At 72.5% G+C, this 24,252-nt stretch carries 19 protein-coding genes and 1 pseudogene (1 of these 20 cut by a window edge); 8 read left to right on the plus strand and 12 right to left on the minus strand.

The window, feature by feature from the left end:
• Both GHR20_RS13530 and GHR20_RS13535 read right to left on the minus strand, forming a co-directional pair.
• On the minus strand, positions 1-465 hold the 5' portion of the coding sequence (locus GHR20_RS13530; protein WP_153813300.1) for an IclR family transcriptional regulator. 297 nt of this gene lie to the left of the window's left edge; the window shows 465 of its 762 coding nt (coding positions 1-465); its start codon is at positions 463-465; the stop codon falls past the left edge of the window.
• 34 nt (positions 466-499) lie between these two features.
• A pseudogene (locus tag GHR20_RS13535) lies at positions 500-1,541 on the minus strand (sugar kinase); the annotation flags it as partial.
• Between the two features lie 140 nt (positions 1,542-1,681).
• Between GHR20_RS13535 and GHR20_RS13540 the strand changes: the two are divergent.
• Together GHR20_RS13540 and GHR20_RS13545 are read left to right on the plus strand one after the other, a co-directional pair.
• Positions 1,682-2,953 carry an alanine racemase gene (locus tag GHR20_RS13540; protein ID WP_153813301.1) on the plus strand — a complete coding sequence of 424 codons (1,272 nt, stop codon included), beginning with the start codon at positions 1,682-1,684 and terminating at the stop codon, positions 2,951-2,953.
• Between the two features lie 35 nt (positions 2,954-2,988).
• Positions 2,989-4,626, plus strand: a complete 1,638-nt coding sequence (locus GHR20_RS13545; RefSeq protein WP_153813302.1) for a D-aminoacylase — start codon at positions 2,989-2,991, stop codon at positions 4,624-4,626.
• Between the two features lie 27 nt (positions 4,627-4,653).
• On the opposite strand, the gene GHR20_RS13550 is transcribed toward GHR20_RS13545, so the two are convergent.
• Positions 4,654-5,505, minus strand: a complete 852-nt coding sequence (locus GHR20_RS13550) for a serine protease (protein ID WP_153813303.1) — start codon at positions 5,503-5,505, stop codon at positions 4,654-4,656.
• A gap of 491 nt (positions 5,506-5,996) precedes the next feature.
• Here GHR20_RS13550 and GHR20_RS13555 point away from each other — a divergent pair, with 491 nt between their 5' ends.
• Both GHR20_RS13555 and GHR20_RS13560 read left to right on the plus strand, forming a co-directional pair.
• On the plus strand, positions 5,997-7,208 hold the full coding sequence (locus GHR20_RS13555) for a pyridoxal phosphate-dependent aminotransferase (protein WP_111586556.1): 1,212 nt from the start codon (positions 5,997-5,999) through the stop codon (positions 7,206-7,208).
• A gap of 129 nt (positions 7,209-7,337) precedes the next feature.
• Positions 7,338-7,766, plus strand: a complete 429-nt coding sequence (locus GHR20_RS13560; protein WP_153813304.1) for a hypothetical protein — start codon at positions 7,338-7,340, stop codon at positions 7,764-7,766.
• A 797-nt stretch (positions 7,767-8,563) separates the two neighbouring features.
• On the opposite strand, the gene GHR20_RS13565 is transcribed toward GHR20_RS13560, so the two are convergent.
• The gene (locus GHR20_RS13565; RefSeq protein WP_111586554.1) at positions 8,564-10,384 is read right to left on the minus strand and encodes a phosphoenolpyruvate carboxykinase (GTP); all 1,821 of its coding nucleotides are present in this window, start codon (positions 10,382-10,384) and stop codon (positions 8,564-8,566) included.
• A gap of 288 nt (positions 10,385-10,672) precedes the next feature.
• Here GHR20_RS13565 and GHR20_RS13570 point away from each other — a divergent pair, with 288 nt between their 5' ends.
• The 3 genes from GHR20_RS13570 (at position 10,673) to GHR20_RS13580 (ending at position 12,954) form a co-directional block, all read left to right on the plus strand.
• On the plus strand, positions 10,673-11,386 hold the full coding sequence (locus tag GHR20_RS13570) for a hemolysin III family protein (protein WP_111586577.1): 714 nt from the start codon (positions 10,673-10,675) through the stop codon (positions 11,384-11,386).
• Between the two features lie 140 nt (positions 11,387-11,526).
• Positions 11,527-12,177 (plus strand): TetR family transcriptional regulator, encoded by a 651-nt coding sequence (locus GHR20_RS13575; RefSeq protein ID WP_243878014.1) that lies wholly within the window; start codon positions 11,527-11,529, stop codon positions 12,175-12,177.
• 33 nt (positions 12,178-12,210) lie between these two features.
• Positions 12,211-12,954: a Mut7-C RNAse domain-containing protein gene (locus GHR20_RS13580; protein WP_153813306.1), complete on the plus strand. Its 744-nt coding sequence runs from the start codon at positions 12,211-12,213 to the stop codon at positions 12,952-12,954.
• A 121-nt stretch (positions 12,955-13,075) separates the two neighbouring features.
• Here GHR20_RS13580 and GHR20_RS13585 read toward each other — a convergent pair whose 3' ends face one another.
• From GHR20_RS13585 to GHR20_RS13615, 7 genes are all read right to left on the minus strand, one after another.
• Positions 13,076-15,109: a thioredoxin domain-containing protein gene (locus GHR20_RS13585; protein WP_153813307.1), complete on the minus strand. Its 2,034-nt coding sequence runs from the start codon at positions 15,107-15,109 to the stop codon at positions 13,076-13,078.
• Positions 15,110-15,458: 349 nt separating this feature from the next.
• Positions 15,459-15,716, minus strand: coding sequence for an acyl-CoA carboxylase subunit epsilon (locus GHR20_RS13590; RefSeq protein ID WP_243878015.1), 258 nt, complete (start codon positions 15,714-15,716; stop codon positions 15,459-15,461).
• A 30-nt stretch (positions 15,717-15,746) separates the two neighbouring features.
• Positions 15,747-17,339 (minus strand): acyl-CoA carboxylase subunit beta, encoded by a 1,593-nt coding sequence (locus GHR20_RS13595; RefSeq protein ID WP_153813308.1) that lies wholly within the window; start codon positions 17,337-17,339, stop codon positions 15,747-15,749.
• Positions 17,340-17,402: 63 nt separating this feature from the next.
• A complete protein-coding gene (locus GHR20_RS13600) occupies positions 17,403-18,233 on the minus strand; it encodes an alpha/beta hydrolase (RefSeq protein ID WP_153813309.1) in 831 nt (276 codons plus the stop codon).
• 25 nt (positions 18,234-18,258) lie between these two features.
• Positions 18,259-19,230: an aldo/keto reductase gene (locus GHR20_RS13605; protein ID WP_153813310.1), complete on the minus strand. Its 972-nt coding sequence runs from the start codon at positions 19,228-19,230 to the stop codon at positions 18,259-18,261.
• Positions 19,227-20,459: a nucleotide disphospho-sugar-binding domain-containing protein gene (locus tag GHR20_RS13610; protein WP_153813311.1), complete on the minus strand. Its 1,233-nt coding sequence runs from the start codon at positions 20,457-20,459 to the stop codon at positions 19,227-19,229. Before GHR20_RS13610 ends, GHR20_RS13605 begins: the two co-directional genes overlap by 4 nt.
• Complete coding sequence (locus tag GHR20_RS13615; protein ID WP_153813312.1) at positions 20,447-21,772, minus strand: nucleotide disphospho-sugar-binding domain-containing protein; 1,326 nt, start codon at positions 21,770-21,772, stop codon at positions 20,447-20,449. Before GHR20_RS13615 ends, GHR20_RS13610 begins: the two co-directional genes overlap by 13 nt.
• A 162-nt stretch (positions 21,773-21,934) precedes the next feature.
• Here GHR20_RS13615 and GHR20_RS13620 point away from each other — a divergent pair, with 162 nt between their 5' ends.
• The gene (locus GHR20_RS13620) at positions 21,935-23,095 is read left to right on the plus strand and encodes a nucleotide disphospho-sugar-binding domain-containing protein (protein WP_153813313.1); all 1,161 of its coding nucleotides are present in this window, start codon (positions 21,935-21,937) and stop codon (positions 23,093-23,095) included.
• A 112-nt stretch (positions 23,096-23,207) separates the two neighbouring features.
• Here the strand turns inward: GHR20_RS13620 and GHR20_RS13625 are convergent, their stop codons facing one another.
• A complete protein-coding gene (locus GHR20_RS13625) occupies positions 23,208-24,242 on the minus strand; it encodes a ketoacyl-ACP synthase III family protein (RefSeq protein WP_153813314.1) in 1,035 nt (344 codons plus the stop codon).
• Positions 24,243-24,252 lie beyond the last annotated feature (10 nt).

Raw genomic sequence — 24,252 nt, forward strand, 5'->3', positions numbered from 1 at the left:
GTCGAGCTTCTCCGCGACGGCCCGGCGTTCGGGTTCGGGGAGGTCGGCGAGGAGGAGTTTCGCGACGGCGGCCACGGTGAGGGCGACCGGCCTGCCGATGCGGGAGTACATGCGCACCGGGTAGCGGCTGTCGACCTTGTCGATGTAGAGGACCTCGGGCTCGTCGTACACGGCGAGGTGGACGGTGTGGCCGCACTGTTCGTTCAGCCGTACGAGGTGGGGGTGGGCGATCTCGCGGACGTCCAGGTTCTCCATCGCCTCCTGGGCGAGGGCGAAGAGGCGGGCGCCGAGGCGGTAGCGGTGGTCGGACTGGCGGTAGACCAGGCCGTGTTCGTGCAGGGTGCGCAGCAGCCGCAGGGCGGTGGACTTGTGCACGCCGAGCCGGTCGGCGACCCGGCCGAGGTCGGCGGGGCCCTCGGCGAGCAGCGGCAGGATGCTCAGGGCGCGGTCGACGGTCTGGCTCATGGGGTGTTGGCCTCCTCGGGGCCCGCGCGGTCTGCGTCCAGCCGGGGGCGAGTCGCAGTCTTCCCCATGCGGTGTCGTCCAGGGCGGCGAGCCGGTCGGCATGGGCGCGGGTGGGGGTGGGGCGAGGTCGGTGGCGGCGGTGAGGGTGGCGGCGGCGAGGAGGTGGCCGTACCGCAGGCGTCGGCGGAGGGGGAGGGCGCGGAGGGTGGCGGAGAGGTAGCCGGCGGCGAAGGAGTCTCCGGCGCCGATGGCCGATACGGCGGTGACGGCGGGGCTCGGCTCGAAGGTGCCGGCCGCGTCCGTGGTCCGGGTCGGCTCGAAGATGCCCTGTGCCGGGGCGGGCCGGGGGCCGGTACGGCTGCCCGCCCGCCGGCGGAAGGCCGTCGCACCCCGTGCCCCCTGCTTCACCACCAGCACGCCCGGTTCCGGCAGCATCCTCCTGATCGCCCCCGGTCCCCCGGTCACCCCCCACACCTGTGCCGCCTCGTCCTCGCCCACGAAGACGATGTCCGCCCGGCGGGCCAGTTCCAGCAGCACGCGTGGTCCGTCGGTGTCGTGACGCCAGAGCGCGGGACGGTAGTTGACGTCGAAGGAGACGAGCGGGCGGGCGGGGCGCGGGGACGTGAGGTCCCGCATCAGGGCGCGGCACTCGGCGGAGAGGGCCGCGGTGATGCCCGAGAGGTGCAGGACTCGTCCGGCCAGCACCGCTGTGAGGTCCGTGTTGTCCGGGGACATCGCGGATGCCGCCGAGCCCGCCCGGTAGTACGCCACCTCGTGCGCCCCGAGTCCCGGTCCGCCGCCGTGCGGAAGTAGACGCCGGTCGGCCGGGACGGGTCGCGGCGGACCGCCGACACGTCGACCCCGTACTCCGCGACGCCCGCCACCACGCACTGCCCGAACCCGTCCGCGCCCACCCTGCTCACCCAGCGGGCCGCGTGGCCGAGGGCCGCCATCGCGCAGGCCACGTTGGACTCCGCGCCGCCGACGGCGCGGGAGAAGGCGGGCACGTCGGCCAGGGGGCCGGGCCGGGTGGGGACGAAGGTGGCCATGGATTCGCCCAGTGCGACGACGTCCATTCCCGCACCCCCCCAGCGTCGGCGGTATCACTCCGTTGACCCGTTGTCGGCGAGATGCTAGACAGCAGTGAGCACTGCATGCAATGAGCGTTGCACAGAATGCAACGAACAGAGCACGCGCCGGACGACGAAGGGCTCCCATGGACACCGAAGCGCTCGACCGGCTGGCCGAGGAACGGGTCGACCACCGCTTCAAGGGCCTCCCGCCGGGCGCCCGCGGTCTCACCGTCCGGGAGCTGGCCGCCCAGCGGTGCAACCTGTTCGACGCGGACGGCGGATTCACCACCCCCCTGCTGGTCCTGTCCGCCGAGCGCCTCGCGCACAACCTCGCGCTCATGGAGACGTACACCGCCCGCCACGGTCTGGCGTTCGCGCCGCACGGCAAGACCTCCATGGCGCCGCAGCTGTTCCGGCGCCAGATCGAGCACGGCGCGTGGGGCATCACCCTGGCCGTGCCCCACCAGGTGCGCGTCGCGCGGGAGTTCGGCGTGCAGCGGATCTTCCTCGCCAATGAGCTGGTCGACGCCGCGGCCCTGCGCTGGCTCGCCGGTGAGCTCGCCGCCGACCCCGGTTTCCGCTTCGTCTGCTACGTCGACTCGGTGCGCGGTGTGGAGCTGATGGACGCGGCCCTCGCGGGGGCCGCCCGGCCGGTGGACGTGGTCGTGGAGCTGGGCGCGGGCGAACGGGCCCGTACGGGTGTCCGTACGGCGGCGGACGCGCGGGCCGTCGCCGAGGCGGTCGGGCGGGCGCGGGCGCTGCGGCTCGTGGGGGTGGCGGGGTACGAGGCCCAGGTGCCGGACGCCGACCCGGAGCGGGTGCGCGGCTGGCTGGAGCAACTCGTCTCCCTCGCGGTCGGGTTCGACCGGGACGGGCTGTTCGAGGGTGTGGACGAGATCGTCGTCAGCGCCGGTGGCAGCGAGTGGTTCGACGTCGTGGCCGATGTCTTCGCCGCGATCCCCGCGCTGTCCGTCCCCGTGCTCAAGCTGCTGCGCTCCGGTGCGTACGTCTCGCACGACGATGTGCACTACAGCGAGCTCACCCCGTTCAACCGGGTGCCCGGGGAGGGCGCGCTGGAGCCCGCGTTCCGGCTGTGGGCGCAGGTGGTCTCGCGGCCCTCGGCGACGGAGGCGTTCGCGAACGCGGGGAAGCGGGACGTCTCGTACGACCTCGATCTGCCGGTGGCGCGGGTGGTGCGCCAGGACGGTGCCGAGCGGCCGGCGGCCGGGATCGAGGTGACTGCGCTGTCCGACCAACATCTGTGGCTGCGCACCGGTGACGGGGCGGATCTCCGGGTGGGCGACTGGATCGGCTTCGGCCTGTCCCATCCGTGCACCGTCTTCGAGAAGTGGCAGCTCATCCCGGTGGCGCAGGCGGACGGCACGGTGGTCGACTACATCCGCACCTACTTCTGAGGCGGAAAGCTTCTGGAGCGGTCGGGGAGGCCGGCATGGAAGACCTGGTCGTGCGGGACGCCGAGGTGGTCGACGGCGGTGGGGGGCCGTCGTACCGGGCCGATGTGGTCGTCGACGGCGGGCGGATCGTCGCCATCGTCAAGGAGGCCGCGGCGGCCGGCTGCCAACGGCCGCGGGCGATGCGGGAGCTGGACGCCGAGGGGCTGGTCCTCTCCCCCGGGTTCATCGACATGCACGCCCACTCCGACCTCGCGCTGCTGCGCGACCCCGAGCACAGCGCGAAGACCGCGCAGGGGGTCACCCTGGAGGTGATCGGCCAGGACGGGCTGTCGTACGCGCCGGTGGACGAGCGGACGCTGGAGCAGGTGCGCCGGGCGATCGCCGGGTGGAACGGGTACGGCGAGGACATCGACTTCGGGTGGCGCACGGTCGGGGAGTACCTCGACCGGCTGGACCACGGGTTCGAGGGGCGCGGGATCGCCGTGAACGCCGCCTACCTGATCCCGCAGGGCACGGTCCGGGCGCTCGTCATGGGGTGGGAGGACCGGCCCGCGACCGCCGAAGAGCTGGGCCGGATGCGGGAGTTGGTGGCGCAGGGGCTGGAGCAGGGGGCCGTCGGGCTGTCCTCCGGGCTCACCTACACCCCCGGGATGTACGCCGACGACGCCGAACTGACCGAGCTGTGCCGGGTGGTGGCGTCGTACGGCGGCTACTACTGTCCGCACCACCGGTCCTACGGCGCCGGTGCGCTGGACGCCTATGCCGAGATGGTCGCGCTGGCCCGGGCGGCGCACTGCCCGCTGCATCTGGCGCACGCCACCATGAACTTCGGGGTGAACGAGGGGCGGGCCGACGAGCTGACGGCCCTGCTCGACCGCGCCCTGGACGCGGGCGCGGACCTGACCTTCGACACGTACCCCTACACGCCCGGCTGCACCACCCTGGCGGCGCTGCTGCCGAGTTGGGCGGGTGCGGGCGGTCCGGCGCGGGTGCTGGCCCGGCTCGCGGACCCGGTGACGGCCGAGCGCGTCCGGCGGGAGCTGGAGGTGACCGGCTCGGACGGCTGCCACGGGGTGCCGGTGGAGTGGGAGACGGTGGAGGTCTCCGGGGTGACCGATCCGGCGCTCGGCGCGTATGTGGGGCGCACGGTCCGGGAGTTGGCGGCGGCGGGGGGCCGGTCGCCGTGGGAGGTGGCCCGGCGGCTGCTGATCGAGGACCGGCTCGGTACGACCGTCCTCCAGCACGTCGGCCACGAGGACAACGTGCGCGCCCTGATGCGCCACCGCGCCCATACCGGGGGCTCCGACGGCATCCTGCGGGGCGCGAAGCCGCACCCGCGGGCGTACGGCACCTTCCCGCGCTATCTCGGCCACTATGTGCGGGAGTCGGGCGTGCTGTCGCTTCAGGAGTGCGTCGCGCGTCTCACCGCGCGGCCCGCGGCCCGGCTGCGGTTGCCGGACCGGGGCCTGGTGCGCGAGGGGTACCGGGCGGATCTGGTGCTGTTCGACCCGGAGACGGTCGCGTCCGGCGCCACCTTCGAGGCGCCCCGGACGCCGCCGACGGGCATTCCGTACGTCCTGATCGACGGCCGCTTCGTCATCGAGGACGGCGCGCGGACGGACGTACTCGCGGGGCGGTCCGTGCGCCGGACGCAGGTGCCGGCGCCCGGGTGAGCGCCGTACCCGCCGTGCGTCCGCGCCTTACGGCTTGGGCAGGGTGCAGCCGGCCGCGCCGAGGTTCAGCTTGTTGCCGGTGGTGAAGCAGGCCGGGATGCCGTACGTCTCCTCGGCGTAGTTGGTGCCCTTGTGGACGGTGACGTTGCCGTTCGCGTCCACCTCGCACGGGTTGTCGACGGTGCAGCGCTCGCCGTCCTCGTTGCCCGTGTTGTTGACGGCGACGACCTTGCCGGTGCTGGTGTCGATGACCGGGGAGCCGGAGGTGCCGCCGATGGTGTTGCAGCTGGAGGTGTAGCGGATCGAGTCCTTCCAGGTCCAGTCGCCCTCCTTCAGCTGGTTGACGAAGCCGTCGATGTTGCAGCTGTAGGTGGTCTTCCAGTACCCGGAGACGACCTTGATGGCGGTGCCCGCGGTCGGGTGGGTGTCGTTCATGGTGAGCGGGCTGATGCCGTACGAGCTCTTGATCTGCGCGTAGGTGGTGCTGAGGCGGTAGATCGTGACGTCCGTGTCGGTCATCGTGGAGTAGACGACCTGGTTGGCGCGCAGGGTGGCTATCTTGCTGCCGCTCGCGTTCAGCAGGCCGAAGGTACGGCTGGAGGACTGGCCGGTGATGACCTCGCCGGGGTCGGGGAAGCCGGTCTCCAGGCAGTGGCCGTTGGTCAGCACCAGCGCCGGGTCGCTGTCGGCGGAGTTGGGGAAGCGGATGACGGAGCCGGAGCAGTCGCTGAGCGAGACGGTGCCGGCGAAGTTGACGGTGACGGCGGGCGTCTTGGCCTTGGACGCAGGGGAGTCGGCGTGCGTGGCGGCGACCGCGGGAGCCGCGCCGAGCCCGGCCAGGGCCAGGGCGGACAGCGCGGCGAGGAGAGGCTTGTTCATGTGGGGGTCCCCTCTTACGGCGGGGGCGACCGGAGGGATTTCCGGCCGCCCGCTGTGTTGTCATGCGCATTCTCGGCACAGCGGAGGGGCGGGAACAAGACGCCGGATCAGGTCGTAGGGGTTTCCCTGTGCGACGCCTGTGATCAACTCTCTTGATTCCTTGCCGACTTGAGGAGGGGGTGGGCGGGGGTGCATGGCGTGGGTGCGGCCTTTGCCGGAGGGGGAAGTGCGGGGTGGCGTCGGCGCCGGGGTGCGGGCGGTCGGGGGTGGCCGGGCGATGGAGGGCGCGGGGCGGGGTGCCGGTCGGGCCGTGCGGTATGTGGGCCGGGCCGGGTGGTTCTGAGTCGTATGTATGTTCGATAGAGAGGGCGGCGGATTTCCGGGAGGCGTGTGGGTGTCCCGGTGGTCGCGGGGCAATACGGGGCAAAACCGCGTCTCGCGTGGTGGAAAACACCACCCATGAGCGGCCGTGGGGTCCTAAGCTCGCGCGTATGCAGGTGATCCAGTCGACCAAGCTCGCCAACGTCTGTTACGAGATCCGGGGCCCGGTTCTCGAGGAGGCCATGCGGCTCGAGGCGGCGGGACACCGCATCCTCAAGCTCAATACGGGCAACCCCGCGGCGTTCGGTTTCGAGTGCCCGCCGGAGATCCTGGAGGACATCCTCCGCAACGTCTCCACGGCCCACGGATACGGCGACGCCAAGGGGCTGCTGGCCGCCCGGCGCGCGGTCGTCATGCACAACCAGACCCTCGGCATCGACACGGACGTCGAGCACGTCTTCATCGGCAACGGCGTCTCCGAGCTGATCGTGATGGCGATGCAGGGCCTGCTGGACGACGGCGACGAGGTCCTCGTACCGGCGCCAGACTACCCGCTGTGGACGGCCGCGGTCTCCCTGTCCGGCGGCACGCCGGTGCACTACCGGTGCGACGAGCAGTCCGACTGGATGCCCGACCTCGCCGACATCGAGCGCAAGGTCAGCGACCGCACCAAGGCGATCGTCATCATCAACCCGAACAACCCCACGGGCGCGGTCTACGACGAGGCCATGCTCAAGGGGCTGACGGACATCGCCCGCCGCCACAACCTGCTGGTCTGCTCCGACGAGATCTACGACAAGATCCTGTACGACGGCGCCACGCACACCCCGACCGCCAAGATCGCCCCCGATCTGCTGACGCTGACCTTCAACGGCATGTCGAAGGCGTACCGGGTGGCCGGCTACCGGGTGGGCTGGATGTCGATCTCCGGACCGCGCGCCCACGCCGACTCCTACATCGAGGGCCTGACGATCCTGGCGAACATGCGGCTGTGCGCCAACATGCCGGGGCAGCACGGCGTGGTCGCCGCGCTGAGCGGACGCCAGACGATCCAGGACCTGGTGCTGCCGGGCGGCCGGCTCAAGGAGCAGATGGACACGGCGTACGAGCTGCTGACGCAGATCCCCGGCGTGAGCTGCGTCCGGCCGAAGGGCGCGCTGTACCTCTTCCCGCGGCTCGACCCGCAGGTGTTCAAGATCCGGGACGACCGGCAGATGGTCCTCGACCTGCTGCGCCAGGAGAAAATCATGGTGGTGCAGGGCACGGGCTTCAACTGGCCCGAGCCGGACCACTTCCGCGTGGTCACCCTGCCGAACGTCGGGGACCTGAAGGACGCGGTGACGCGGATCGGGACCTTCCTGGACGGCTACGGGCAGCCGTAGACGGGAGCCGCCCTGGACGGCGGTCCGGACGGCGGTCCGTAGTCGACGCGCTTCAATCTGTGACCCGACTCAACTTTAGACGAAATCCAAGCTAGGATGGTTTCCTGCCAGAGCACAGGAGGCCGTCCCATGTACGAACCGATCCGCACCAAGTCGGTCCACAGCACGACGGCCGGCACCTCCGACTTCCCCCACCGCTCGCGCGAGGAAGAGCTGGACATCCAGCTCGCCGGGCATCTGTCGGCGCTGCTCGCGGTCACCGACGAGCTGCGCGCGCAGGCCCCCTCGGCCGACCTGGACACGGCCGCGGACCGGCTGGTGGCGCAGGTGTGCCGGCTGCGCGGGAGCAAGCCGCAGCGGGCGAAGCCGGGCGCCGCCCCCGGGGATCCGGCGGCCCTGCACCGCCGCGCCCACACCCTGGCCGGGCGCGCCCTGGTGGTCGCCGCCTCCCGCGCGGACACCGCGGTGGCGATCCTGGCCGCCGAGCGCATGGACGCCCACGCGGCCGCGCCGGCCGCGCCGGCCGCCGGCCCGAGGGAACTCACCGCCACCGGCTGATCCCGGGCACCCCTGATCGGCCCCGGTCCGCGCGCACCCGCAGCGACGCGCGGACCGGGTGCCCCGCACGCGTCGCAGTGCCGGGGCCGACCCGTCACCCGGCGTTCCCCGGCCGCGCCCGGGAAGGCGGAGTTCCGGGAGGACCCCTCGCCTGGTGATGGCGGGGCCGTACGGCGTGGGCGCGCTGCTCGCCCCGCCGGAGCGGCCGGTGCCGCCCGGCTTCCCGAGCCCGTCGGACCAACTGGCTTACATCCGGGCCGATTTGGCGAAGCTGGAGGGGTGTCTCGCGGGCGTCGAGCTGCCGTCGGAAGCCGCGGCCGTACTCGGCGGACCGACCGGGCTGCTGGGCGCGCTGCTGGCGCCCGGCTGGGCCGCCGAGTGCCCTCGCCCGGGACCCGGAGGGGGTGTAGGCCGTCGCCCGGACGGTACGGCAGGACGTGCCGGAGACGGTGGACGCCTTGGACGCCTTCGCGCGGGCCCGCTGGTGGACCCGGCTGACCCCGGGCGCGGAGCCGCCGGAGCGGCGTCGGGAGCGCCGGCCGGGTCGGCCGGCGGAGGAGGCCGAGCGGCCGGCGTCGGCGCTGCGGGACGCGGAGGCGCGGCAGCGGGAGGCGCGGAGGCGGGAGTCGCACACGCGGTATCTGGAGGACCGCCGGCGGCAGCGCACCGGAGGGCCGGGAACGCCCGAGGGCCCCGCACGCCGTTGTGCGGGGCCCTCAGCGGGTTTCCGCGGCCGGCCTTCGTGACGACTATTGCTGGTCAGGGCTAGTCGGACCGGCCGCGGAGCTTGTCGGGGCTCAGCCCAGGCGCTCCACCAGCGCGCGGTACTGGTCCCACAGCTCCTTCGGGGTGTGCTCGCCGAAGGTGTCGAGGTGGCCGGGCACCAGCGCGGCCTCCTCGCGCCAGACCTCCTTGTCGACCGTGAGCAGGAAGTCGAGGTCGGAGTCGGACAGTTCGAGCCCGTCGGTGTCCAGCGCCTCCTTGGTCGGCAGCACGCCGATCGGCGTCTCGACGCCCGCGGCCCTGCCGTCCAGGCGCTCCACGATCCACTTCAGGACGCGGGCGTTCTCACCGAAGCCGGGCCAGACGAACTTGCCCTCGTCGTTCTTGCGGAACCAGTTGACGTAGTAGATCTTCGGCAGCTTGGACTGGTCCTTGTCCTTGGCCACGTTGATCCAGTGCGCCATGTAGTCGCCCATGTTGTAGCCGCAGAACGGCAGCATGGCGAACGGGTCGCGGCGCAGCTCGCCGACCTTGCCCTCGGCCGCGGCGGTCTTCTCGGAGGCCACGTTGGCGCCGAGGAAGACGCCGTGGTCCCAGTCGAAGGACTCGGTGACCAGCGGCACCGCGCTGGCGCGCCGGCCGCCGAAGAGGATCGCGGAGATCGGCACGCCCTTGGGGTCCTCCCACTCGGGCGCGATGATCGGGCACTGCGACGCGGGCACGGTGAAGCGGGCGTTGGGGTGGGCGGCGGGGGCCTCGGCGCCCGGCGTCCAGTCGTTGCCCTTCCAGTCCGTCAGGTGGGCGGGGGTCTCCTCGGTCATGCCCTCCCACCAGACGTCGCCGTCGTCGGTGAGCGCCACGTTGGTGAAGACGGCGTTGCCCCACAGGGTCTTCATCGCGTTGGCGTTGGTGTGCTCGCCGGTGCCGGGCGCGACGCCGAAGAAGCCCGCCTCGGGGTTGATCGCGTACAGGCGGCCGTCCTCGCCGAAGCGCATCCAGGCGATGTCGTCGCCGATGGTCTCCACGGTCCAGCCGGAGACGGTGGGCTCCAGCATGGCGAGGTTGGTCTTGCCGCAGGCGCTCGGGAACGCGGCGGCCACGTACTTGGACTCGCCCTGCGGCGGGGTGAGCTTGAGGATCAGCATGTGCTCGGCGAGCCAGCCCTCGTCACGCGCCATGACGGAGGCGATACGCAGCGCGTAGCACTTCTTGCCGAGCAGGGCGTTGCCGCCGTAGCCCGAGCCGTACGACCAGATCTCGCGCGCCTCGGGGAAGTGGGAGATGAACTTGGTCTGGCTGCACGGCCACGGCACGTCGGCCTGGCCCGGCTCCAGCGGGGCGCCCACGGTGTGGACGGCCTTGACGAAGAAGCCGTCCTCGCCCAGCTCGTCCAGGACGGCCTGGCCCATGCGCGTCATCGTGCGCATGGAGACGGCGACGTAGGCGGAGTCGGTGATCTCGACGCCGAGCGCGGACAGCGGGGAGCCGAGCGGGCCCATGCAGAACGGGACGACGTACAGGGTGCGGCCGCGCATGGAGCCGCGGAACAGGCCCTTGTCGCCGGCGAAGATCTCCCGCATCTCGGCGGGGGCCTTCCAGTTGTTGGTCGGGCCCGCGTCCTCCTCCTTCTCGGAGCAGATGAAGGTGCGGTCCTCGACGCGCGCCACGTCGGTCGGGTCGGAGGCGGCGAGGTAGGAGTGCGGGCGCTTGACCGGGTCGAGCTTCTTGAAGGTGCCCTTGGCCACGAGCTCCTCGCACAGGCGCTCGTACTCGGCCTCGGATCCGTCACACCAGACCACGTTGTCCGGCTGCGTCAGTTCGGCGATCTCGTCGACCCACGAGATCAGTTCCTGGTGGCGGGTGGGAACGCTGGTAGCCGAGTTGTCGCGCGCCACGGTTGCTCCTAAGTGAGGGATTTTGTCCTTGTTGCCCCGTGGGGGCTGCGACCCGGACGCTTCGCTGACGCTCATCCGGTGCCGACTGCACTCATTTGATCATCCGCCCGGTCCGCCCATCTGTCCAGGGGGTCTCACAGGTGAGCGAAGTGAGGTGAGCCACGCTTCCAGCGGCGTTTGCATTTTCTTTGCGTCTGTCTGGATTTCAGCTGAACGTCTTTTTGCGCTCACCCGACCAAGGCACGCCCCTCACATCCGATTTACGGAGGCGTAGGTACCATGCGGCGCATGACTGCGTCCGTCCCCGACGCGCCCAAGGACACGCCGGCCGGCGGCCGCGGTCCCCTGGCGCTCTCCCTGCCGCACCCGATCAAGCCGAGGCTGCGCGGCTGGCTGCATCTCGGCATGTTCCCGGCCGTACTCGTCGCGGGTCTCGTCCTCACCGCCCTGGCCGACTCGACCCGAGGCCGTATCGCCTGCGGGATCTACGTCCTCACGGCCTGCCTGCTGTTCGGCGTCAGCGCGCTGTACCACCGGGGCAACTGGGGCCCGCGGATGGACGGCCTGCTGCGCCGGCTCGACCACGCCAACATCTTCCTGATCATCGCGGGCACCTACACCCCGCTGACGATGCTGCTGCTGCCCGGCGCCAAGGGCCAGTGGCTGCTGTGGGGCATCTGGGCCGCGGCGGCGGCCGGGATCGTCTTCCGGGTCTTCTGGGTCGGCGCCCCGCGCTGGCTCTACACGCCCTGCTACATCGCGATGGGCTGGGCGGCCGTCTTCTTCCTGCCCGACTTCCTGCGCACGGGCGGCATCGCCGTCCTGGTCCTGGTGATCGTCGGCGGGCTGCTCTACAGCGCGGGCGGCGTCGTCTACGGCTTCAAGCGGCCGAACCCGTCACCGCGCTGGTTCGGCTTCCACGAGGTCTTCCACTCCTTCACGCTCGCGGCGTTCGTCGTGCACTACGTGGGGATCTCGCTGGTGGCGTACCAGCACGCGTGACCCCGTCCGCTTCCGCGGCCACGGCTCATCCGAGCCGTGGCCGTTTTTCATGCCGGGAGAGACATGGCCGCCCCGGCCGCCGTCGCCGATGCCGCCGCCGCTGATGCCGGTGCCGCTGCCGGTCCCGGAGAATGACCGGTATGACGGCCGCACGCCCCACCAGCACCTCCCCCGCCCGCGCCGGCACCGAAGGCCCCCGCCCCGGTCTGCGGGAGCGCAAGAAGATCAAGACGCGGGAGGCGATCCGCAGGGCGACGTACGCCCTGGTCGAGGAGCAGGGGTACGACGCCACGACGATCGACCGGATCGCCGACCGGGCGGAGGTGTCGCCGTCGACGGTCCTCCGGTACTTCCCGGCCAAGGAGGACATCGTCCTCACCGACGAGTTCGACGCGATGATCCTGGCGGAGATCGGGCGGCGGCCCGCGCAAGAGCCGTGGACCGACACCGTCCGGCACGCGCTGCGGCACGCGGTCCGGGCCGGTCTGGAGGAGGACCCGGAGCTCTCCCGGCTGCGCACCCGCCTGATGGTCGAGGTCCCGGCGGTGCGCTCGCGGATGACGGAGAGCATGTCGGCGACCGGCCACCTGCTGTGCCGGGCCGTCGCCGAGCGCACCGGCCGCGACCCCGGCGACCTGGCGGTGCGGGTCTACGTCATGTCGCTGATCGGCGGTCTGCTGGAGACCCTCGTGTACTGGGCCGAGCACGGCCACCGGGACGACCCGCGAGACCTCGTCGACCGCGCCCTGGACGTCCTGGAGCACGGTCCGCCGGGCGCCGGAGACCAGTGAGACCGCTCGCTCCCGGCGTGCCATGCTGACGAGGTGAACGGAACCGAGATCCGCGTCGAAGTCGCCCCCGAGCTGCACCTGTTCGTCCCGTCGGCCCGGCGCGCGGGCGCCACCGCGCTCGGCACCGACGGCGTCTCGACGCTCGGTCATGTCATCGAGTCCCTCGGGGTGCCGCTGACCGAGGTCGGCGCGCTGCTCGTGGACGGCCGCGAGGTTCCGGTCTCGCACATCCCGCGCGCGGGCGAGAGCGTGCGCGTGCGGGCGGTGGCGCGCCCCCAGCGGGTGCCCGGCGCGCCGCTCCGCTTCCTCCTCGACGTCCACCTCGGCACCCTGGCCCGCCGGCTGCGGCTGCTCGGCGTCGACACGGCGTACGAGTCCACCGACATCGGCGATCCGGCGCTGGCGGCGCGCTCGGCGGCCGAGCGGCGGGTGATGCTCAGCCGCGACCGGGGGCTGCTGCGCCGCCGCGAGCTGTGGGCCGGGGCCTACGTCTACAGCACCCAGCCGGAGGAGCAGCTCCGGGACGTCCTCGGCCGGTTCGCCCCCGAACTGCGCCCCTGGACCCGCTGCACGGCCTGCAACGGGCTGCTGCGGGCCGCCACCAAGGAGGAGGTCGCCGACCAGCTCAAGGGCGGCACCGAGCGGTCGTACGACGTCTTCGCGCAGTGTGCGTCCTGCGGGCGCGCGTACTGGAAGGGGGCGCATCACGACCAGCTGGAGGCGGTCGTGGAGCGGGCGTTGAGCATGCGTGCTCAGGGGAGCGCTCAGGACGGCTGAGAGCGGTCGAGCGGCCGGGCCGTTCCGGCGGGCCCCCGGAGGGCATCGCGACGCTGGCGCCGAGGGGGGTGATCCTCAGCGGCGCGTGACGCCCTCCCGTCCTCCCGTTCTCCCGCCGGGTTCAGTGGCTTTCGAGGGTGGTGCGGAGCCGGTCCGGGTCGGTGGTCGGGGCGTCGCAGGTGAAGTCGCGGCAGACGTAGGCGGCCGCCTGTCCGGAGACGAGCGGGCGGCCGGCGAGCAGCGGGAACTCCTCGCTGTCCGGGGTGCCGACGGCGACGACCGCGCCCGGGGCGGTTGCCAGAAGTGCCGTACGGTGCAGGGCGGTCGTGGCCGGGTCGGTGAGGGACGGGCCGACGACCGCGATCTCCCGGGGCCCGTCGAGCAGCGCCTCCGCGACCGCGAGCCCCCACCCGATGAAACGGGGCACGCGCGGGCCGAGGGCTCCCACGACGCCCAACGCCCGCTCGGCGGCGGTCCGGTGGACCTCGGAGCCGGTCTGGGCGGCGTATCCGAGCAGCGCGCCCGCGGCGGCCGACCAGCCGGAGGGGGTGGCGTTGTCGGTGGGGTCCTGGGGGCGGCGGATGAGCCGTTCGGCGTCGGCCGCGGTGTCGTAGAGCGCGCCGGTCTCCGGATCGGTGAAGCGGGCGAGCACATGGCCGACGAGCAGTCCGGCGAAGTCCAGCCAGACGCCCTCGCCGGTCACGGAGGCGAGCGCGAGGAAGCCCTCGGCGACGTCCGCGTAGTCCTCCAGGACACCGGAGTTGGCGCCGGCGCGGCCGTCCTTGCTGGTGCGGGTGAGCCGGGTGTGCTCATCCAGATGCACCCGCACGAGCAGGTCGGCGGCGCCGAGGGCGGCCTCGGTGAGGTCGGGGCGGTCGAAGTAGGCGCCGGTCTCGGCGAGCGCGGCGATCGCGAGCCCGTTCCAGGCGGCCACCACCTTGTCGTCCCGGCCGGGCGCGGGCCGCCGCGCGCGGGCGCCGAGCAGCCGCCGCTTGACGGAGGCGATCTTCTCGGCGTCGAACACGCCCTCGTCCTGCGGGAGTTGCAGGACGGACTGGCCGTGCTCGAAGGTGCCCTCCTCGGTGACCCCGAAGAACTGCGCGGCGAGCTGGGCGTCGGCCTCGCCGAGTACGCCGGTCAGCTGCTCCGGCGTCCAGACGTAGTACGCCCCCTCGACATGCCGCCCGCTCCCGTCGTCGCTGTCGGCGTCGAGGGCGGAGGCGAACCCCCCTTCAGCCGTGCGCAGTTCACGGACCATGAAGTCGGCGGTCTCCAGGGCGACCCGGCGGGCGAGTTCGGATCCGGTGGCCCGCCACAGGTGCGCGTACACCCGGCACAGCAGGGCGTTGTCGTACAGCATCTTCTCGAAGTGCGGCACGACCCAGTCGCGGTCCACGGAGTAACGGGCGAATCCGCCGCCGAGCTGGTCGTAGAGCCCGCCGCGAGCCATCCGCTCACCGGTGTCCTGGGCCATCTGGAGCGCGCCCTCGGCGCCGGTGCGCGCGTGGTGGCGCAGCAGGAACTCCAGCACCATGGACGGCGGGAACTTGGGCGCGCCGCCGAATCCGCCGCGCTGCGCGTCGTACTCGCGGGTCAGCCCGAGCAGCGCCTGGGCGAGTTCCTGCTCGCCGGGCGGCCGGGCCCCCTGGTGGCCGATCTCCCGCTGCGCCAGATCCCGCACGATCTTCCCGGCGACCTCCCCGACCTCGTCCCGCCGGGTGCTCCACGCCTGCCGGACCCCCTCCAGCACCTGCCGGAAGGACGGCATCCCGTGCCGGGGCTCGGGCGGGAAGTAGGTGCCGAAGTAGAACGGCTCGGCGTCCGGCGTGAGGAACACGGTCATCGGCCACCCGCCCTGCCCGGTGGCGGCCTGCACGGCCTCCATGTACACGGCATCGACATCCGGCCGCTCCTCGCGGTCGACCTTGACGCTGACGAAGTGCGCGTTGAGGAAGTCGGCGGTGTCCTGGTCCTCGAAGGATTCGTGGGCCATGACGTGACACCAGTGGCAGGCCGAGTAGCCCACCGACAGCAGCACGGGCACATCCCGCCGCCGGGCCTCCTCGAACGCCTCCGGCGTCCAGGGCCACCAGTCGACCGGATTGTCAGCATGCTGCAGCAGATAAGGCGAGGTCACACCAGCCAACCGGTTCATACGGTCCAGCCTCTCACAGCACCTGGCACGACCGGCGAAACCCTCACGGGCCCCTCTCGTGTGGCCGAATTGCACTGGTGAGCCATCACGTGGCGGGCGGCCCCTCGCCCTCCCGAGTCAGGCGACCTGGCACCTCGCAACAGTAGGCTGGGCGCAGCGGAAACGGCGAGATGTTCACCGGCACGGTGAAGGCCACCGCGCCTTTCTCCGTCACGGTCGATCTCGGGCTCTTGTAAGGCACCGAGAAGCCGCCCCGCTGTCGACGCTTGACCATCCGCACCCGCCTCTGCGGCAGACAAGGCGAGGTCACACCAGCTGGCGCGGCAGCGGCGGTGCCGCCCTCACGTCTTCAGCCCCCGGTCTCCGAGCCGCCGCGCCAGCTGCCGGGGAGGCGGTAGAGGGCGTGCCGCTCCAGGCGTTCCCAGCGCGGTGGGGCGCTTTCGGCGCGGTCGTCGCGGGCGGCCGTGCTCCTTCTGCCGGCGGCCCGGGCGAGCAGCACCACGGTGAGGGCCGCGAGTTCGTCGTCCGTGATCCGTCCGCCGCGTTCGACGCGTACCACCGCGTTCGGCGTGTTCATCGTGTTCATCGTGTTCGGCACGGTCTTCATGGGAGCAACTCCACTGCGGAGTAGATGAGTTCACTGGGGCGGGTTGCCGTGCTTGCGTGCCGGGAGGTCGGCGTGCTTGGTGCGCAGCATGCGCAGGGAGCGGATCAGCACCCGGCGCGTGTCGGCGGGATCGATCACGTCGTCGACCAGGCCCCGCTCGGCGGCGTAGTACGGGTGCATCAGTTCGGCCTTGTACTCCTTGATCATGTGGGCGCGCATCACGTCGGGGTCGGCGGCCTCCGCTATCCGGCGGCGGAAGACGACCTTGGCAGCGCCCTCGGCGCCCATCACCGCGATCTCGTTGGTGGGCCACGCATAGGACAGGTCCGCGCCCACGGAACGCGAGTCCATGACGATGTAGGCGCCGCCGTACGCCTTGCGCAGGATCAGCTGGACGCGCGGCACGGTGGCGTTGCAGTACGCGTACAGGAGCTTGGCGCCGTGCCGGATGATGCCGCCGTGTTCCTGGTCGACGCCGGGCAGGAAGCCGGGGACGTCGAGGAGCGTCACGAGGGGGATGTTGAAGGCGTCGCACAGCTGGACGAAGCGAGCGGCCTTGTCGGAGGCGTTGATGTCGAGGACGCCGGCCAGCGAGCGGGGCTGGTTGGCCACGATGCCGACGACCTGGCCGTCGAGGCGGGCCAGGGCGACGATGATGTTGGTGGCCCAACGCTCATGGATCTCCAGGTAGTCACCGTCGTCGGCGATCGACTCGATCACCGCGCGCATGTCGTAGGGGCGGTTGCCGTCCGCGGGAACCAGGTCGAGGAGTTCCTCGCAGCGGCGGTCGGCCGGGTCGTCGGTCGCCGCGGCCGGCGGCCTCTCGCGGTTGTTCTGCGGGAGGAGGGACAGCAGGTAGCGGACCTCGGCGAGGCAGGTCTCCTCGTCGTCGTACGCGAAGTGGCTCACGCCGGACGTCCGCGTGTGGACGTCCGCGCCGCCGAGGCCGTTCTGGCTGATCTCCTCGCCCGTCACCGCGTTGACCACGTCCGGGCCGGTGATGAACATCTGCGAGGTGTCGCGGACCATGAACACGAAGTCCGTCAACGCCGGGCTGTAGGCGGCACCGCCCGCGCACGGGCCGAGCATCACCGATATCTGGGGGACGACGCCGGAGGCCCTGGTGTTGCGGATGAAGATGCCGCCGTAGCCGGCGAGGGCCGAGACGCCCTCCTGGATGCGGGCGCCGGCCCCGTCGTTCAGCGACACCAGCGGCGCGCCCTCCGCCAGCGCCATGTCCATGATTTTGTGGATCTTCTCCGCGTGCGCCTCGCCCAGCGCCCCGCCGAAGATGCGGAAGTCATGCGCGTAGACGAACACCAGCCGGCCGAACACCGTGCCCCAGCCGGTGATCACACCGTCGGTCAGGGGCCTCCGGGCCTCCAGGCCGAAGCCGGTCGCGCGGTGCCGGCGCAGCTGGCCCACCTCGTGGAAGCTGTCCTCGTCCAGCAGCAGGGCGATGCGTTCGCGGGCGGTCAGCTTTCCCTTGGCGTGCTGGGCCTCGGTCGCCCTCTCGTCCGGCCCGGCCAGCGCGTGGGCGCGCAGCCCGTGCAGTTCGGCCACTCGGCCGCGTGCGTCGGCGGGGGCCGGCGGCGGGTCGTTCTCGACAGCGGGCCGCGTCACGTTGTCCTCCCTCGTCGGGGATGGTGATGGAGTGGAAGCCGTGCGACGGCGAGTTCCTGGGTGTCAGCCAAGGACATCGGCGGCGAAGCCCGCCACGACGTTCGCGACCTCGCCGGGCGCCCGGAAGTTCGCCATGTGCCCCTGCCGGGGCATGATCACCGTTCCGCGGACCCGGGGCAGCACCTTCGCCAACGCGTCGAGCCGCGCGCGCAGATGGGCCGGGCTGCGCTCGCCGCCCAGCAGCAGCACCGGAACGTCGAGCGAGGCGTAGCGGTCCAGGCCCACGCCGAGCGCCTCGATGGCCTCGTCGTCCCGGATCTGCGCCTCGGCCTGCATGCCGAGGATCTGCCGGAACGGCGGCAACGTCCGCATGAGCAGGACCGACCGCCGGGACATCCCGACGATCCGCTGGAGATGGGTGGCCATCGCCTGCTCCGGCTTGCCCTCGTCGAGCTGGGCCCTGGCCAGGCGCAGCGCCGCACCGCCGAGCGGGCGGTCGACGGCCACCGGCGGCTCGTACAGCAGCAGTCCGGCACAGGCCCGCGGCGCGGCCAGGGCCGCCTCCAGGGCCACCACCGCGCCGGACGAGTGGCCCACGAGCAGCACCGGTTCGCCGACGGTCGTGGCGAGAGCGGCGACGTCCTCGGTCTCCGCCGCGATCGAGTGCGGGGAAGGGCCCCGGTCGCTGACGCCGTAGCCGCGCCGCTCCAGGCACAACACCCGGTAGTCGTCGGCGAGTTGCGCGGCGACGAACTCCCATGAGGTCGCCGTGCTGGCACCCCCGTGCACGATGAGGATCGCCGGTCCCTTCCCGCGGTCGGTCGCCACGAGGCGGGTGCCGTCGGCGGATTCGAGTTCGACGCGCCGAGCCGGTGTCGTCTGCAAGCCGTCCATGTACCGATCCACTTCCGTCGGGTACTTACCGGCGCACCGCCTGCCGGCTTCCTGAGATCAGTCTGGGTGACAGCAGTTCCATGAGCCGCTCACTCCGGTCATCCCGGAGCCGGAGTTCGGTCGCGGCCGCGTTGTCCGCGAGGTGCCGCGGGCTACGGGTGCCGGGGATGGGGACGATCCACGGGCCGCGTGCGAGCAGCCAGGCCAGGGCGGCCTGGGCCAGGGAGACCCCCGTGCCGGCCAGCGCTTCCTCGGCCCGGGCGACGATACGCCGGTTGGCCCGGAAGTTGTCGCCCTGGAACCGCGGGTGGTTGCGCCGGTAGTCGCCCTCCCCCAGATCCTCGGGGTCGACGAGGCATCCCGTCAGGAACCCCTTGCCGAGCGGGGTGTGCGCGACGAGTCCGACGCCTGCCGCGGTGGCCGCCGGGAGGACGTCGTCCTCGATGTGTCTCTCCCACAGCGAGTACTCGCTCTCCAGCGCCGTGACCGGATGGACGGCGTGGGCCCGGCGCAGCTCGTCCGCGGAAGTCTCGCAGAGCCCGACGTGCCGGATCTTTCCCTCGGTCACCAGTTCCCCGAGGGCGCCGACGCTCTCCTCCACGGGGACACGTGGGTCGACACGTCCCAGGTAGTAGATGTCGATGTGATCCGTTCCCAGGCGGCGCAGCGATGCCGCGCAGGCGCTCTTCAGGGTGTGCGGGCGGCCGTCGACGACGGTCGGCGGCCCTCCCGCGACCCGGGGGCGCAGTCCGGTGCGGGTGGCGAGGACGGCCTCCTCCCGGCGCCCGGCCAGGGCCCTGCCGAGGAGTTCCTCGTTCGTGCCGTCGGCGTAGAAGTCGGCGGTGTCGAACAGGGTGACGCCGAGGTCGAGCGCGCCGCGGACGGTGTTCGCGCACTCGCCGCGGTCCACGGGGCCGTATCCGCCGGTGAGGGCCAGACAGCCGAGTCCGACGGCCGAGACCCGCGGCCCGTTCCTCCCGAGGGTGCGGTACCTCATCGCACGAGCTCCTCGACCCTCGTCACGACGTCCAGCGGCGAGGGCTGTGCGGCGATCTCCGCCCGCAGCCGCTCGGCGCCCTCCCGGAAGGACGGCTTCTCCAGCAGTCCCGAGACCTCGGCCCGGGTCTCCTCCGTCCCCTCCGGCACCTCCTCGATCAGCAGGTGCCGTCCGGCGCCGGCCGCCGCGACCCGGGCGGCCATCGCGGCGTTGTGCGGATGGTTCGTGATCATCAGCTGGGGTACGCCGAGGGCGGCGGCGGCCATGGTGGTGCCCGGCCCCGCGTGGTGGACGACGGCCGCGCAGGACGGCAGCACCGCGTTCATCGGCACGCCGACCGCCGTCCTGACCCCGGGGGGCTGCTCGCCGAGCAGGTCGCGCAGGGTCTCGCTGAGGACGAGGACCAGTTCGACGTCCAGGGCGAGTATCGCCTCGATGGTGCGGCGGATGAAGCCGACCAGGGCGGGGCCTTCCCATTCGGCGGTGGTGTGCCCCCAGGTCATGCAGACGCGGGGTCGCGCCGGTGGCTCGTTCAGCCAGGCGGGCAGCTCGCCGGGGCCGTTGTACGGCACGTACCGCATGTTCAGCACCCGTGCGTCCGGCGCCCAGGGGTACTGCACACTGGGCGGGCTCGGGTCGAGCCAGGCGGTGGGCTCCGGGCGCGGCGCGACGCCGAACCGTTCGAAGAGCGGCGGGAACTCGGGGACGAGGTCGGTCCCGTAGCTCGTGTCGACCCGCAACTGCCCCGGATAGCCGAGCAGATAGCGCACGTTGGGCAGGCCGAGCGCCTCGGCCGCCACCGGACCGGCGAACTGCGTTCCGTCGTGCACGACGACGTCGGCCCGCCAGTCCCGCCCGAACGCCACCAGGTCGTCCAGCTGGGCATCGGCCATCAGCGAGGCGAACAGTCCGATCTTGCGGAAGTAGTCGCGCTGCCGCTCGCTGAGGCGTTCGGGGTGGGCGGGCCAGTCCTCGGGCCATGCCTCCCGCCGCGGCTCCGCGTGGCGCGTTCCCTTGGGCGGGGTGAAGTTCACGCCCGCGCGCCGGAACGCCTCGGCCGGGTCGGGTCCGACGGGTACCGCCGGCAGCCCGGTCCGCAGCACCACGTCGGTCAGGGACGGCATGGCGGCGACGCGCACCTCGTGCCCCGCCATGGCGCAGGCCCAGGCGAACGGCACGATCGGGTAGTAGTGCGGCACCCAGGGAAAGGGCGTGATCAGGACGCGCATGACAGGGCCCCTTCGCTGCGGTGGTCTCCGGGGGCGACCCGGCGGGCCAGGGACTCGACCACCGCCGCGGGCGACGGCAGTGCGGCGATCTCCTCGCGCAGCCGAATCGCGGCGGCGCGGTGGCCGGGATCGGTGAGCAGGGCGGAGACGTGCTCCCTGATCTCCGTCACGCCCGCGGCTCCGTCGGAGATCTCGTCGACCCTGAGATGACGGCCGGCGCCGGTGCCCGCGACCCGGAACCCGGGCAGGGCGTAGTGCGGCGGTGTGGTGATCGCCAGCTGGGGCACGCCCAGCGCGGACGCGGTCATGGCGGTTCCGGCGCCGCCGTGGTGGACGACGGCCGCGCAGGTCGCCAGCACGAGCCCGAGCGGCGTGGACAGCACCGTGTGTACGCCGTCGGGCTGCTCGCCCAGCAGCTCCCGGAGCTTGGGATTGATCACCAGGACCGGCTCGACGTCCAGGCCGGACAGCGCGTCGAGGGTCTGCCGGAGCAGCCCCAGCATCCGGGTCCCGGACAGCTCCGCCTCGGTGAACCCCCAGGTGACGCAGACCCGTGGGCGAGCCGGTGCCGCGTGCAGCCAGCCGGGGACCGTCGCCGTGCCGTTGTACGGGACGAAGCGCATGGCGAGGACGTCGGCGTCCGGCGGGTAGGGGTACTGGACGCTCGGCGGGCAGGGGTCGATCCAGACGTCCGGCTCGATACGCGGGACGAGACCGCGTTTGGTGAACAACTCCGCGTATTCCGGGACGGGTTCGGCGGAGTAGGCCGTGTCCACCCGGAGCATGCCCGGTGTGCCCAGCAGATAGCGGGCGGTCGGGGTGCCGGTCAGCGCGGCGGCGACCGGCGCCGCGAACTGGGTGCTGTCGTGGACCAGGACATCGGGTTGCCAGTCCCTGATGACCGCGGCGAGGTCCTCGACCTGGGAGTCGCCGATCACCGAGGCGAACAGCCCGATACGGCTGACGGCCTGGCGCTGGGCGTCGCTCAGCCGCTCCGGGTGGGCGGGCCAGTCCTGTGGCCAGGGGCTCAGCGTGTCCTGGGCGGCGTCGTCGCGTCCGCCGTCCTCGCCGGCGGCGCGGCGGGGCCGCGGGGGCTTGTGCCGGGGATCGATGCCCGCGCGCTCGAACGCCTCCGCCGGACCACCGGCGGGACCGATCGGTACCGCGGTCAGGCCCGACTCCAGGACCGCGGGCATCATGGTCGGCATGGTCGCCACCCGCACCTCGTGCCCGGCGAGCCGGCAGGCCCAGCCGAACGGCACGATGGCCAGATAGTGGGACGTCCATGGGAACATCGTGACGAGAACGCGCATCCGCCTCCCCTTACGGCGCGGTCTGATGGGTCCGGCCGAGCGTGTACGGCGGTGTTCGACGTCGGCTCGAATACCGGTGGACGGACGGCGGGAGACGGGAGCGGCCGGGGGTTCGGGGCGGTCGTCGAGCGAGACTCCAGGGAGCCTGTCTTCAATCGCGGCATGAGAATCCTAGTGACGGCCTCCTGTTCGGAGGGGCTCGTGCTGCCGCTGGTCCCGATCGCGTGGGCGCTCAGGTCGGCGGGCCACGAGGTGCTCGTGACGGCGCCGGCGAACATGGCCGGTGTCATCACCGACGCGGGGCTCCCCTTCGCCGAGTGCCATCCCGCCGTCGAGATGCCCGAGGTGCTGTCGTACGACCGTGAAGGCAACGCGGTGCCCATGCCGCGCGGTGAGGAGAACCTGCTGCCGCACATCGGCCGGGGCTACGCCCGGCTGGCCGTCCGGCTCCTCGACGGGGTCCGGGCCCTCGCCGGGCGATGGCGGCCCGACCTGATCGTCACCGAGACCTACGGCTTCGTCGGACCGCTGATCGCCGCCGAACTGTCCCTCCCCTGGGTCGAGCAGGGCATGCGGCTCAGCTCACCGCCGTCCATCACCCGGGCCGGCGTCGACGAACTGCGCCCGGAACTGGCGGCGTCGGGGCGCGCCGATCTGCCCCCCGCCCTGCTCTCCCTGGACCTGTGCCCGCCCGGACTGCGTCCGCAGGACCGCCCGGGCTCCCTGCGTATGCGGTTCGTTCCCTACAACGGGCGGATGGAGAACCTGCCCGGCTGGGTGCTCGTGCCGCGGGAACGTCCTCGCGTGTGCCTGACGTTCGGGACCCGGGTGCCGCTCAACCGGTCGCCGATCCGGGGCGGGTTCTCCATGCTGGAGGAACTGACGCACCGCCTTCCGGAGCTCGGGGCGGAGGTCGTGGTGGGCGCCGCCGACTCCGTCGTCCGCGATCTGGGAGCACTGCCCGACGGGGTACGGGCCGCCGCCCAGCTGCCGATGGGCCAGATCCTGCCCTCGTGCGACCTGGTCGTGCACCACGGGGGCGTCGGTACGACCCTCACGGCGCTCACCGCCGGAGTGCCGCAACTGGCGATCCCGGTGATCGCCGAGGTCTGGGAGTCGGCACGGCTGCTGACGGCCGCCGGTGCCGCCCGGCAGGTGCCGTTCGCCGAGGCGAGCGCGGACGCGGTGGTCCAGGCCGCCGCGGCCATGCTGAAGGACCCGTCGTACGGCGAGCGGGCACGGCTGCTGCGGTCGGAGATCGCGGAGCTGCCCAGCCCGGCGGACGCGGTGCGGACGATCGAGGGGCTGGTCGCGGCCGGCTGAGCGGGTACGGCCGCAGGGGCGTGAGGGCCGGTGGCCGTCACGCCCCTGCTGTCGTGTCCCGCCTTCGCCTGTCCTCGTGCGCGAGCCTCGCAGCTGTCCTCGCGCGCGAGCCTCACAGCGCCCAGTCGGGGTCCGTCACGACATCGGCGACGACACAGGTCCAGTTGAAGCCGCCGCCCATGCTCACCAGCAGCAGCTGATCGCCCGGGGCGAGCTGTCCGGACTCGGTGAGGTAGGCGAGCCCGGCGAACTGGTCGGCGGCGCCGAGGTGCCCCACCTGGGCACCCCATTCCCACGTGGTCCGCTCCAGCTCGATCCCGAGCGGCTCCAGGCACTGCTTGCGCAGGAGTTCCCGGCCGAAGTGCGGCACGACGCAGTGCCGCACGTCGGCCGCCGTGGTGCCGGCCTCCGTCAGCGCCCGCTCCGCCGCCGCGCGCAGTCCGGCGGTGATTCTGCGTTCCGCCTCCTCGAAGCCCATGATCAGGGACGAGTCGAGGGTGCGGGCGCGGAAGTCGATGGGGTACTGGTCCTCGGTCGGGGCCGCGCTGAAGGGCAGGGTGCCCCGGTGCAGCACTTCCAGTTCCGTGTCGCACACGGTGACGGCGGACCGTACCCGCGCGAACCCTCCGGAGCGCGACAGCACCACCGCGCTCGCCCCGTCGCCGAAGACCAGCCCCCACTGGGAGCGCCAGCGGTCCCAGGCGGGCTCGGCGAACCGGTCGGCCGCGGTGATGATCGCGGCGTCCCGGCCGGGTGCCCCCGCCAGATAGGCGGCGGCCAGTTCGACGCTGCCCAGGGCCCCGTTCGACAATTGCCGTATCTCGAAGGAGACTCCGCCGCCGTCCAGTACCCGCCGCTGCAGATGGGCCGCCGCGTTCCAGCCGTCCAGGCCGTTGTGGCTGGTGACCGCGTGCAGCAGCAGAGCCACGTCGGCGGGGGCGCGGCCGGACCGCCCGAGGGCCTCCCGCGCGGCCCGCGTCGCCATCTCCGGCTGGGAGTCGTCGGGGCCGGCGACGGTCACCGACCGCTGGCCGCTGTCCCGTTGCTCCTCCACGTCGTACGCGCCGGCCGTGATGGCCTCGTCGACGTCGACCGTCTTGGGCAGGAAGGAGCCGACCCCGGCGATGAAGAGATCGTCGTAGCGCATGTCCGTGCCG

This window comes from Streptomyces sp. SUK 48 (genome assembly GCF_009650765.1).
Taxonomy (GTDB): Bacteria; Actinomycetota; Actinomycetes; order Streptomycetales; family Streptomycetaceae; genus Streptomyces.

Coding starts and splice junctions, on each gene's coding strand:
- GHR20_RS13585 (WP_153813307.1), bottom strand. CDS start 15,109: ATGAACCGGTTGGCTGGTGTGACCTCGCCTTATCTGCTGCAGCATGCT.
- GHR20_RS13540 (WP_153813301.1), top strand. CDS start 1,682: ATGGACACCGAAGCGCTCGACCGGCTGGCCGAGGAACGGGTCGACCAC.
- GHR20_RS13610 (WP_153813311.1), bottom strand. CDS start 20,459: ATGCGCGTCCTGATCACGCCCTTTCCCTGGGTGCCGCACTACTACCCG.
- GHR20_RS13560 (WP_153813304.1), top strand. CDS start 7,338: ATGTACGAACCGATCCGCACCAAGTCGGTCCACAGCACGACGGCCGGC.
- GHR20_RS13625 (WP_153813314.1), bottom strand. CDS start 24,242: ATGCGCTACGACGATCTCTTCATCGCCGGGGTCGGCTCCTTCCTGCCC.
- GHR20_RS13615 (WP_153813312.1), bottom strand. CDS start 21,772: ATGCGCGTTCTCGTCACGATGTTCCCATGGACGTCCCACTATCTGGCC.
- GHR20_RS13550 (WP_153813303.1), bottom strand. CDS start 5,505: ATGAACAAGCCTCTCCTCGCCGCGCTGTCCGCCCTGGCCCTGGCCGGG.
- GHR20_RS13590 (WP_243878015.1), bottom strand. CDS start 15,716: ATGAAGACCGTGCCGAACACGATGAACACGATGAACACGCCGAACGCG.
- GHR20_RS13600 (WP_153813309.1), bottom strand. CDS start 18,233: ATGGACGGCTTGCAGACGACACCGGCTCGGCGCGTCGAACTCGAATCC.
- GHR20_RS13545 (WP_153813302.1), top strand. CDS start 2,989: ATGGAAGACCTGGTCGTGCGGGACGCCGAGGTGGTCGACGGCGGTGGG.
- GHR20_RS13570 (WP_111586577.1), top strand. CDS start 10,673: ATGACTGCGTCCGTCCCCGACGCGCCCAAGGACACGCCGGCCGGCGGC.
- GHR20_RS13555 (WP_111586556.1), top strand. CDS start 5,997: ATGCAGGTGATCCAGTCGACCAAGCTCGCCAACGTCTGTTACGAGATC.
- GHR20_RS13575 (WP_243878014.1), top strand. CDS start 11,527: ATGACGGCCGCACGCCCCACCAGCACCTCCCCCGCCCGCGCCGGCACC.
- GHR20_RS13605 (WP_153813310.1), bottom strand. CDS start 19,230: ATGAGGTACCGCACCCTCGGGAGGAACGGGCCGCGGGTCTCGGCCGTC.
- GHR20_RS13620 (WP_153813313.1), top strand. CDS start 21,935: ATGAGAATCCTAGTGACGGCCTCCTGTTCGGAGGGGCTCGTGCTGCCG.